Origin of the sequence: Micromonospora haikouensis (assembly GCF_900091595.1) — a bacterium.
Classification (GTDB): domain Bacteria; phylum Actinomycetota; class Actinomycetes; order Mycobacteriales; family Micromonosporaceae; genus Micromonospora; species Micromonospora haikouensis.
The window spans coordinates 24,212-34,568 of sequence record NZ_FMCW01000049.1; the positions used below are offsets into that span (position 1 = coordinate 24,212).

The following is a 10,357-nucleotide window of genomic DNA, read 5'->3' on the forward strand; positions in this document are numbered from 1 at the left end:
TCGATAGATGTTGGACCCCGCAGTCCTGCGCCGGCTCGACGCCCTCCTCGCCGACGACGACCGGCAGCGGGCCGCGCGCTACCCGGGCCTGGCGCCGACGGGCCAGCCCGTGCACACCGTCTACGTGCCGGCCGACCGGTACGGCCCGGACACCGTCGACGAGTGGCGGGCCGCCGCGCTCGCGGCGCTCGACCGGCACGGCCCGCTGCCCGGCGTGGCCGACGTGCTGGCCGCCCGGGTCCGCGCCAAGCTCGCCGCCGAGCCCATCGAGGACCTGCGGATCGACTTCGAGGACGGGTACGGCGTCCGGGACGACGCCGAGGAGGACGCCGCCGTCCTGGCCGCCGCCACCGCGCTCGCCCGGGGGCCGGCGCCCCGCCACGTCGGGCTGCGGATCAAGTCGCTGGAGCCGGCGACGCGCCGCCGGGCGGTACGCACGCTCGACCTCTTCCTCGACGCGCTGCTGCGGCACCGGACCCTGCCCGACGGGTTCCGGGTGACCCTGCCGAAGGTGACGTCGCTGCCCCAGGTCGAGGCGATGGTGCAGCTCTGCGCCGAGTTGGAGGCCGCCCACCGGCTGCCGTCCCTGCGCTTCGAGATCCAGGTGGAGACCCCGCAGGCCGTGCTCGGGGCCGACGGCACCGCGACCGTCGCCCGGATGGTGCACGCCGCCGCCGGGCGCTGCGTCGGGCTGCACTACGGCACCTACGACTACTCCGCCGCGCTGGGGGTCGCCGCCGGCTGGCAGAGCCTGGAGCATCCGGTGGCCGACCACGCCAAGGCGGTGCTCCAGGTGGCGGCGGCCGGCACCGGGGTCGCGGTCAGCGACGGGTCGACCAACGTGCTGCCGGTCGGCGACCGCGCGGCGGTGCACGCCGGCTGGGAGCTGCACCTGCGGCTGGTCCGCCGGTCCCTGGAACGCGGCCTCTACCAGGGCTGGGACCTGCACCCCGGGCAGCTGCCCACCCGCTTCGCGGCGACGTTCGCCTTCTATCGGGACGGGCTGCCGGCGGCTGCCGGGCGGCTGCGGGCGTACCTCGACCGGGCCGACAGCGGCATCCTCGACGAGCCGGCCACCGCCCGGGCGCTCGCCGGGTTCCTGCTGCGCGGACTGGACTGCGGGGCGCTGGACGACGCCGAGGTGGTCGGCCTGGCCGGCGTCGACCGCTCCCACCTGCGCGAGACGGCCGGTGGCCGGCCGATGAGTTTGGGATGATGCGCCGGTCTGCCTACCGAATCACCTGATCCCAAGGGGGCATCCGATGGCGAAGGTCATCTCCACGCTCTTCATCTCGGCCGACGGGGTGGCCGAGATCGATCCCGACTGGCACATGCCGTACTTCGACGAGAACATGGGCCGCGCCGTCGGCGAGGACTACGACGCCGCCGACGTGCTGCTCATCGGCCGCGAGACCTACGACAGCTTCGCCGGGGCCTGGCCCGACCGCGAGGCCGCCGGTGGGGACGACGCGCCGTTCGCCAAGCAGCTCGGGGACATGCGCAAGGTGGTCGTCTCGCGCCAGCCGCTGGAGTTCTCGTGGCGCAACTCCGAGCTGGTCGACGGCGATCTCCTGGAGGCTGTCGCCTCGCTCAGGTCCGACGCCGGCATCCGGGGCATTCTCATCCCCGGGTCGATCTCCGTGGTGCAGCAACTGCTCGCCGCGGGGCTGGTCGACGAGCTGCGCCTGCTGGTGCATCCGGTGGCGGCGCGCAAGGGGCGCCGGCTGTTCGACGAGGGGGACGCGCCGTACCACCTGAGGGTGACGGCGACGGAGGCGTATCCGACGGGCGTGCTCCGCGTGATCTACGCCCCGACCGTGGCACCCGGGAAGGTCGGCTACGACGAGATCAAGGACCAGGTGCCGGGCGGGAGGTAGCGCACGGGTCGGGTCAGCGGCTCCGGCGGCCCGGGTAGGCCGGTCGCGTGGGCCGCCCGGAGCCGCGCCCCGCAGCCGGCCGCTCGGCCCGGGGCGGCTGCGGCGCGCGCCGCCGGTCGGCGAGGTTCCAGTGGGACCGCTCGTAGAGCGCGATCCCGGCGCAGACGGAGACGTTCAGCGACTCCGCGGCCGGGTTGATGGGGATCGACACCGAGTGGCTGGCGATGCTCTCGAAGGAGCTCGACGTGCCGGTCTTCTCGCTGCCGAGCAGGAGCGCGAGCTGCTCGTCGGCGTCGCGCAGGTCGCCGACCGCGAGGTCGCCCTCGGTGTCGAAGGCGACCAGGGGGACGCCGGTGCGCCGGAAGTGGGCGATGGCGTCGGCGCGCGACGCGAGCACGATCGGGAGCGAGAAGACGTAGCCCCGGCTGGCCCGGACCAGGCGTCGGTCCGCGATGGTGGTGAGGTCGCTGTCCACGAGCACGATGCCGCCGGCGCCGAGCGCGAAGGACGTGCGCACGATGGCGCCGATGTTGCCGACGATCTTCACGCCGTCCAGGACGATGATGTCGCCGGTCGTGCGGGCCAACTCGTCGAAGCTCCACGGCCTCGGGACCCGGGCGATCCCGAACGCCTTGGGCTTCTTGTCCGTCTTGAACAGGTCGTTCATGATCGGTGCCCCGACCAGGCGGACCGGGATCTCCCGCTGCCGGCAGGCCGCGAGCACCTCGCCGGGCAGTGGGGTGGTCTCCACCCCGTAGACCTCGATGAACTCAAGCCCGGCGCGGATGCACTCGACCAGCGGCTCGGCGTCCTCGATGAGCACGGTGCGGACGACGGACCGCGAGGGTTTGGTGACGTCGGCGATCCGCTGCACGGCCGGATCCGACCGGTCGGTGATGACGTCGAGGTTTACCACGAAATCGACCCTAACAGAGGCGTGATCGGCCCCGTCCGTGGTGGACCGGCCGTTCGTGGTGGGCCAGCCCGCGGAGTCCGTCTCGGCGCTCGCCCGGCACTACCCGATGAGCTTCGCGGCCGTGCAGAAGCACGTCGCGGTGCTCGAGAGAGCCTCGCTCGTGACGAAGGAGCGGCGGGGGAGGGAGCAGCTCGTGCACGCGAACATGACCGTGCTCCGCCGGGCCGCCAGGCTCCTCGACGCGTACGAGGAGATCTGGCGGGAACGTGTGGCCCGCATCGACCAGCTGATCGCCGAAGACTGAGAGAGGAAACCGAACCATGCCCGTGACGAGCATCCAGAAGGACGCCGAGGCGTTGACGCTGACCTTCGTCGCCGAGTTCGACGCCGGGATCGAGCGTGTGTGGCAGGTGTGGGCGGACGCCCGCCAGCTGGAGCGGTGGTGGGGGCCGCCGACCTGGCCGGCCACGGCTTCTCGGACGAGCACGGCACCCCGACCGACACCGACCGGCCGACCCACGCCGTCGCGACGCTGACGGCCGACGGTGCGCGCACCCGACTGACGCTGGTCAGCAGCTTCGTCGACGCCGAGCAGCTCGAGCGAATGGTGAACATGGGCATGGAGGAGGGCCTCCGCGAGGCCCTGGGCCAGATCGACGGCCTGCTCGCCGGGTAGGGCCAGCGCCACCCGAAGACTCGGTCCAGCGTCCTGGTTCGCACCGGTCCCCTTGGCTAGCTTGGGCGTATGACGTCGACGACCACGCTGCTCAGGGCGGTGATGCGGCCTGGCTTCCTCCTGTCGACGTGGCCGTGGCGCGGGATCGCCTACACCGCGACCACGGCCGTGGCCGCGGGTCTGCTCTGGCTCGTACTCTCCTTCCCGCTGGCTCCGCTGGCCCTGGCCGTCGGGGTGCTCGAGGCGGAAGGGGCGCGGGCGGTCGGGGGCGGCGCCACACTGGTGGGCCGGCACCTACGTGTCGGTCGCGGTGGTGCTCAGCCTGGTCGGGGTGGGCCTGCTCGCGCTGACGGTGCCGAGGCTGGCCACCGGCGGGTCCTCGCCGTCCTCACGTACCTGCGGGGTCGACCGTGACCCACGACCGGGACGGCGGGCCCCGCTCACCCACTCGATCGATCCAGGGAGCCCTCGTGATCAGTTCCGCTGCCCCGCCGCGCCCGGCTGGCGCCTCCGGCCGGGTCATCGCCGCGCTCGGCGTACTCGCCGCGGCCCTGGTCGTCGCCTTCGTCGTCGCCCCGCCCGCGCTGACGGCGGACCGGGCGGGTGGCATCGTCGACAGGCGCGACCTCAGCGAGGCCCTGCGGGCGGCGTTCGTCGCATACTGGCGCTCCGGCGACCGGGACCTTCCCCCGGACCTGGCGCGGGTGGTCGACTACTGGTCCCGCTACCACCTGGTCAAGGCCGTGCTCGCCGCGCTGTTGCTGACCGTGCTGGTCGCCCTCGGCTTTCGTCTCGCCAGGGCGTTCGTGACGACCGGCGGTCTCGGGGCGGGGAAGCGGGCCGCCCTCGCGGCGGCCGGCGTCCTCGTCGCGGTGCTCGCGCCGTTCTCGTTGGCGATGGTGATGGCCAACGTCCAGGGTGCCGTCGCGCCCTTCGCCTCGTTGCTGCCGATGCTGACCGAAGGCGTGACCGACGCGGACCTCGCCGACACCCTGACCCAGGTCGAGCAGGGACTGGCCGAGTCGGGCGGCACCGGCGGCAGCAGCTCGCCCGCCCTCGACCTCATGATCGACGACTTCTCCTGGTATCACGAGGCGATGGCCGGGACGGCCGCTGTCGTGGCGGTGGTCCTCGTCGCCACGAGCGTGCTGGCCTGGCGGAGATTCGCGGCGACCCGCCCCGCTGACCGGCGCAGGCGGCAGGTGCTCGCGGCGTACGGCCTTCTCTCGGCGCTGTTGCTGCTGCCGGCGGTCGCACTGGCGGTGGCGAACGCGACCACTGCGGCGGACCCGGCACCGGCGCTCCTGGCCTTCTTCCAGGGCGGCTGGTGATCGAGGTTCCCCCTGGTCAGGTCGCCTGGTGCCGGGGAGTGTCCCGGACGGGCCTGGTCACCTGCTTCGACACGCAGGCCGGCAGCCCCACGGTGCTGAGCGCCGCGCGCTGCCGGTAGGTGCCGGGCGGCATCCCCACCAGCTCGGTGAAGCGGGTGCTGAAGGTGCCCAGCGACGCGCAGCCGACCGCGAAACAGACCTCGGTGACGCTGAGGTCGCCACGGCGCAACAGCGCCATCGCGCGCTCGATGCGTCGCGTCATCAGGTAGGAGTACGGCGACTCGCCGTAGGCGAGGCGGAACTGGCGGCTGAGGTGGCCGGCCGACATGTTCGCCCCCCGGGCGAGCGCCTCCACGTCCAGCGGCTGGGCGTAGTCCCGGTCGATCCGGTCGCGGACCCGCCGCAGCCGCGCGAGGTCACGCAGGCGCTGGGCTTCGGCGGCACCGCTGGTCACTCCCGGGATCATGCCACCCCGTCCGCGCCGCGACGAAGGACCGTGCCGTGGGCATCGCCATCTCCTGCGGTCGCTCCCTCCTGAGCGCCGATCGGTGACGTAGAGTGGCCGTCTCGCTCGACGGCCCACCCCACCGGGCTCCCTTTGCTCTGCACCCACCTGCGCAACAGCCACGTAGCGTCATCGGTCGTTGCGGCCTTGATCGTCCGTGCTCTGGTGTGAGCGCTGGTCAGGCGAGGTGCTGCGCCGATGGGTGCAGAGCAAAGCGGTCGAGGGCATCGGTGGGGGCCGGAGGAGAATCACGAAGAGTCAGGTCGACTGGCCGCAGGGTGCGCGGCCCCGCGATCATCACGGGGAGTGCCCAAGGCGTGCCGGGTGCCGCGGCCCACCGGAGGCTGCCCAGCCGGGAGGGCCCGGCCGAACGGCCGGGCCCCGGTGACCGACGGACGCCCGGGTCAGGGCGTGGCCACCTGGATCCGCACCGGCACGGAGTCCACGCCGACCAGCCCGGCCGAGTCGAAGACCTCCAGCCACACCGACCAGGTGGTGACGTTGCCCGCGCCCAGGCCCAGCTCCGCGCTGAAGCCGGCGCAGCTCTTCGGCAGGACGATGTCGTCGACCGGGCCGCCGGTGGGCACCGCGCTGCCCTGGCAGAGCACCTTCTTGACGCCGCCGTCGCCGTAGGCGGTCCACCGGTAGCGGGTCCCGGCGACCGCGCCGTCCTCCACGTCGGTGACCGTGCCGGCGAACGCGACGACCTTCGGCTTGCCGTCGATCGCCGACAGGTCCAGCGCCGCCGCCGGCTTGGTGATCGTGGCGGTCGGCCGGTTCTGCCCGGCCAGCAGCGCGGCGACCGTGAAGCTGCGCTGCGCGCTCGCGCCGCCGGCCGTGAACGTCGCCGTGTACGACCCCGCCGTGACCTTGCCGGCCGGCAGGAGGGCCAGGTGCCCGGTCTGCTGGTGGACCACCGTCCCGCCCCGCCGGACCGTCCAGGACGCCTCGGCGTCGGGCACCGGCCCGAACGCGTCCGGGTCGTGTGACGTGCCGACCAGACTGACGGACTGGCCCGGGGCGAGCGTCAACCCGACCGGAGGCGAGATGATGGCCGCGGTCGTCGGGCTGTCCACCACCGTGACGGAGACGGTCGCCGAGCCGGTGCGCCCGAGGCCGTCGGTGGCCTTGGCCGTGATGACGTGGGTGCCGGGCGACAGCGACGGCACGAACGTCTGCGACTCGTGGCCCAGCACGCCGTCGAGGCTGCTGATCCAGGTGATCGGGAGCTGCTTGCCGAGGAAGTCGGTCGCCATGCCCCACAGGTCGACCGACTGGCCCACCCCGACGTGCTGCCCGGTCGTCGGCGCGCTGATGCTCACCGCGGGCTTGTCGACCTTGACCCCCAGTGCCTTGGCGACGGCGGCCAGGGCGTCGATGCGGCGCTGGCTGCCCGTCACGTGGGCACCGAGCCCGCCGACGTGCGCGGTGTCGTTGAGGATGTCCCGGACCTGCGCGGCGGTCAGGCTCGGGTCGGCGGCCATCACCAGCGCGGCGACGCCACCCACGAACGGCGCGGCGACGCTCGTGCCGCAGGCGTCGGACCGGGTCTCGTTGACGGCCGGGTTGCCGGGGTCCTTGAGTCCCATGACGCAGTAGGGGCCGTAGATCTCCACCGAGGTGGTCAGGTCGCTGGTGCCGTAGTTCGACTTGTTCGCCAGCGTCGCGTCCGTCCTCATGCCGCCCACGCACATGACGTGGGTGCTCTCGCACGGCACGTAGAGGGTGTCGCCGTCGATGTTCACGGCGTCGTTGCCGGCGGACGAGACGATCAGTGCGCCCGTGTCGCGGACGTGCTTCATCCGCCGGTCGGTCCACTTGCTGGCGTGGGACTTGCCGAGGTTCACGTCCCGGGTGAAGCTGAGGTTGACCACGTCCGGGTGGCTCGCCTCGGCAGCCTTCTCCAGCCGGCGCAGCACCGTCCAGTAGTCGATGCCGTTGCGCACGGCGACCAGCTCGTCGACCACCGGCCCGGCCGGCCCGGCGGTGCCGTAGCCGTTGTCGACCCGGCCCATCGCGGCGAGCACCACGTCCGTGGCGTGCCACGGGCAGGGATTGCCGCCCGTGCAGTCGTTGGTGTTGGTCTTGCCCCACTCCACCGAGTGCAGGGACACCTTGGTCGGGAAGTCGGGGTTGGACTGGAACCCGCCGTCCTGCACCAGGTATTTCACCTGCTTGGTCAGCTTGCCCTTGGCCTCCAGCAGCTGCCAGGCCGGCGCGACCCCGATGTCCATCGCGCCGCCGTACTCCATGAACATCCAGTCGAAGACGTTGTTGGTGATGTCGGGGGCCTCGTAGACCTCGCCGTCGACGATGCCGGTCGGCTCCACCAGCCAGTCGAGGACCAGCTCGGTCCCCGCCCGCCACTCGGCGGCGGCGAGCGCGAGCAGCCGCAGCGCCCGCTCGTCGCCGACCCGGTAGGCCCCGGACTGGCCCGGCTCGGCGGCCCGCAGGTCCTCGACCAGCTTGGCCGGGTCTGCGCGGTCGGCGTCCACCCGAACCAGGTGGTCCTGCCCCTGCTCGTCCGGCGCGAACGAGTCGAGCACCTGACCGCCCCAGCGGGTCAGGAAGGCGTCCAACTCGGCCTGGTCGGCGACCCGCACCATCACCTCGTCGAGCACCAGGCCGGCGGGCGAACCGTCCGGCCCGGCCACCACGCCGAGCTGCCGGTCGGTGCCGAGCCGGCCGACGGGGTCGATCGGCAGCCGGGGAGCGGGCAGCCCCGGGTCGATCCGGAAGGCCAGCGGTTCGCCGCCGGTGCCGCCGGGCGTCGCGGCCGAGCCGGCGGGTGCCGGCGCGGCGGTGGTGGTGGTTGGCGCCGGCGCCGCGACGGCGGCCGCCCCGGTGTTCGTGACCATGCCTGCGGCGAGCGCCGCCGCCACGGCGGCGGCCAGGAACCGGCGCGGTACGGCGGCGGTACGGCGGCTGGCGGGTGTCGGTGTCATGAGCGTCTCCTCGGTGTCGGCGGTGCGCTGACACCGGTGGGAGCGTGGACGGGTCGGCATGCCAACAGAAACGCACCGGGTTTATCTCTTCCGTTCTACTGGACCGGTCGGAGAGCGGTGGGGGCACGGATGGACACGGCGGCACAGGACGACAGGGCGCTCGTCGAGGCGGTGCGCCGGGGCGACCGGGCCGGCCTGGAGGGCATGTACCGGCGGTACGCCGACCGGCTCTACACGTACGCGCGGGTGCTGGTGCGCGAGCCGGCGGCCGCCGCGGACGTCGTCCACGACGCGTTCCTCACCGCCAGTGGGCGCATCGACCAGCTCCGTGACCCCGACCGGCTGCGGCCCTGGCTGTACCCGATCGTGCGCAACGAATGCCTCCGGCAGTTGCGGGAGCGGTCCCGCTCCTCCGCGCTGGAGGAGGCGGGCGATCCGGTCGCCGACACCGTCGACCCAGCCGCCGGGGTCAACGCCGACCAGGTGCGTGAGCTCGTGCACAGCGCGGCGGCGGCGCTCAACCCGGGCGACCGCGAGGTGGTGCACCTGGCGATCCGTCACGACCTGTCCTCCGTCGACATCGGCGCGGCTCTCGGGGTGCCCACCAACCACGCCCACGCCCGGCTGTCCCGGGCCCGTTCGCAGCTCGAACGGGCGCTCGGCGCGCTGCTCGTCGCCCGCAGCGGGTCCCGGGACTGCCCGGCCCTCGCCGGTGTGCTCGACGGCTGGCAGGGGCGGCTGACCCCGACCCTGCGCAAGCGGGTCGCCCGGCACATCGACGGCTGCGCCACCTGCGGGCTGCTCCGGCGCGAGCAGCTCAACCCGGCGGCGCTGCTCTCCGCGTACACGGCTCCGGGGTTCCTGGTCGTCGCGGACACGGTGTGGCCGAGACTGGCCGACTCGGTGTGGCCGGGGTCGCCCGACGGCGGGCCGGCGGAGGGCGCGGCGTCGGAGGGGGGCGGGCACACCGCGAGGTCGGCGGAGCGGCCCGCCGCCGGGCCCGCCACCGCGTTGGTCGGGGGCGGCGCGGCGGCCCCGCTGGCCGGGGCGGCGGCTCCGCGTACGGCGTCGCGGTCCCGGCGGCGGCGTCGGCTGGCGGCGGGCGCCGGGCTGCTGGTGTTGCTCGTCGCGGCCGGCACCTGGGCGCTCGGGCCCGGTCGTCCGGCCGCGGACCGGGTGGCGGCGACCTCCGGCGCGGCGGCCGACGGAACGGCGACGCCCCCGGTGGGGTCGGCGGGCTCGGCGGGCCCGACCGACGCCGCCGAGCCCCGGAGCCCCGGTGGCTCCGGGGCTCCGGCGGGGCCGGGACCCGAGCCGGACGGCACCGGCGGCACGTCAACCGGTGCGGTCCCGCCCGGTGCGCCGTCGCCCGGCGCTGCCGGTCCGGTCGCCGGACCGGGCTCCGGGCCCGGACCGACGGCTTCGCCGACCGGGTCGCCGGTCGCGCCCCGGCCGACGGGCACGCCGAAGCTGGCCACGGCGTTCACGGTGCGGGCGAGCGCGCACGTGCGCTGCGGGGCGGACACCTACACGCTGGTCGTGCAGGCCACCGGCAGCGCCGAGATCGAGGCGGCCCAGGTGCGCTGGACCGCGTCCGGTGGGACCGCGTCGAGCCGGGCCATGACCGTGGACGGGTCGGCGGCGCGGGCGAGCGTGGGCCAGCTCCGCGCGTCGGCCCTGACCTGGACGGTGCGGGCGACCGCCGCCGACGGCCGCACCGCGCAGAGCCCGTCCTACCCGGTCACCGATCCGTGCCTGCGGCCGGGCTAGCGGCAATGCCGGGTAGTTAAGCGTGGTGGTGGCTGGTCAAGGGGGCGTGTCGGTGGGGATGCAGGCAGCGGGACTCCGGTAGAGAGGTACGTCCGCCAAGACATGCCTCACCGTTGGGAGTCCCGCTGTTGGTCCAGTCTGTCATTGCGCGTGTGGTGCGGGTCGCGGCAGGTCCGTTCGCGCCGGGTCATCTGGGTGAGCTGACGCGGCAGGTGCCGTTCGAGATGGTTGATGCGGTCCTGGCTCAGACGTGTTGTCTTCAGCGGCGGGTGCGGGATCTGCCCTCGCGGGTGGTGGTGTATCTGTTGCTCGCGGGCTGTTTGTTCGCCGAGTTCGG

10 protein-coding genes are annotated in these 10,357 nt (G+C 73.9%); 7 read left to right on the top strand and 3 right to left on the bottom strand.

The window, feature by feature from the left end:
- Positions 1 to 7: 7 nt before the first annotated feature.
- Positions 8 to 1,216, top strand: a complete 1,209-nt coding sequence (locus tag GA0070558_RS30645) for a DUF6986 family protein (protein WP_091286410.1) — start codon at positions 8 to 10, stop codon at positions 1,214 to 1,216.
- Positions 1,217 to 1,262: 46 nt separating this feature from the next.
- Complete coding sequence (locus GA0070558_RS30650) at positions 1,263 to 1,877, top strand: dihydrofolate reductase family protein (RefSeq protein WP_043960776.1); 615 nt, start codon at positions 1,263 to 1,265, stop codon at positions 1,875 to 1,877.
- Between the two features lie 13 nt (positions 1,878 to 1,890).
- Here the strand turns inward: GA0070558_RS30650 and nshR are convergent, their stop codons facing one another.
- On the bottom strand, positions 1,891 to 2,793 hold the full coding sequence (gene nshR, locus GA0070558_RS30655; protein ID WP_077935128.1) for an NshR/TsnR family 23S rRNA methyltransferase: 903 nt from the start codon (positions 2,791 to 2,793) through the stop codon (positions 1,891 to 1,893).
- A gap of 55 nt (positions 2,794 to 2,848) precedes the next feature.
- Here nshR and GA0070558_RS30660 point away from each other — a divergent pair, with 55 nt between their 5' ends.
- The 3 genes from GA0070558_RS30660 (at position 2,849) to GA0070558_RS30675 (ending at position 4,800) form a co-directional block, all read left to right on the top strand.
- On the top strand, positions 2,849 to 3,097 hold the full coding sequence (locus tag GA0070558_RS30660; protein ID WP_218107139.1) for a helix-turn-helix domain-containing protein: 249 nt from the start codon (positions 2,849 to 2,851) through the stop codon (positions 3,095 to 3,097).
- A 138-nt stretch (positions 3,098 to 3,235) separates the two neighbouring features.
- Positions 3,236 to 3,469 (top strand): SRPBCC family protein, encoded by a 234-nt coding sequence (locus GA0070558_RS30665; protein WP_256092223.1) that lies wholly within the window; start codon positions 3,236 to 3,238, stop codon positions 3,467 to 3,469.
- A gap of 470 nt (positions 3,470 to 3,939) precedes the next feature.
- Positions 3,940 to 4,800, top strand: coding sequence for a hypothetical protein (locus GA0070558_RS30675; RefSeq protein ID WP_218107140.1), 861 nt, complete (start codon positions 3,940 to 3,942; stop codon positions 4,798 to 4,800).
- Positions 4,801 to 4,816: 16 nt separating this feature from the next.
- Here GA0070558_RS30675 and GA0070558_RS30680 read toward each other — a convergent pair whose 3' ends face one another.
- On the bottom strand, positions 4,817 to 5,254 hold the full coding sequence (locus tag GA0070558_RS30680) for a helix-turn-helix transcriptional regulator (RefSeq protein WP_091286418.1): 438 nt from the start codon (positions 5,252 to 5,254) through the stop codon (positions 4,817 to 4,819).
- Positions 5,255 to 5,709: 455 nt separating this feature from the next.
- Positions 5,710 to 8,250 (bottom strand): S8/S53 family peptidase, encoded by a 2,541-nt coding sequence (locus tag GA0070558_RS33100; RefSeq protein ID WP_176734453.1) that lies wholly within the window; start codon positions 8,248 to 8,250, stop codon positions 5,710 to 5,712.
- A 129-nt stretch (positions 8,251 to 8,379) separates the two neighbouring features.
- On the opposite strand from GA0070558_RS33100, the gene GA0070558_RS30690 reads away from it, so the two are divergent.
- Complete coding sequence (locus GA0070558_RS30690) at positions 8,380 to 10,020, top strand: sigma-70 family RNA polymerase sigma factor (RefSeq protein WP_091286421.1); 1,641 nt, start codon at positions 8,380 to 8,382, stop codon at positions 10,018 to 10,020.
- 128 nt (positions 10,021 to 10,148) lie between these two features.
- On the top strand, positions 10,149 to 10,357 hold a 209-nt coding region (locus tag GA0070558_RS30695), incomplete at its 3' end, for a transposase domain-containing protein (protein WP_176734454.1).

Coding starts and splice junctions, on each gene's coding strand:
- GA0070558_RS30645 (WP_091286410.1), top strand. CDS start 8: ATGTTGGACCCCGCAGTCCTGCGCCGGCTCGACGCCCTCCTCGCCGAC.
- GA0070558_RS30650 (WP_043960776.1), top strand. CDS start 1,263: ATGGCGAAGGTCATCTCCACGCTCTTCATCTCGGCCGACGGGGTGGCC.
- GA0070558_RS33100 (WP_176734453.1), bottom strand. CDS start 8,250: ATGACACCGACACCCGCCAGCCGCCGTACCGCCGCCGTACCGCGCCGG.
- GA0070558_RS30690 (WP_091286421.1), top strand. CDS start 8,380: ATGGACACGGCGGCACAGGACGACAGGGCGCTCGTCGAGGCGGTGCGC.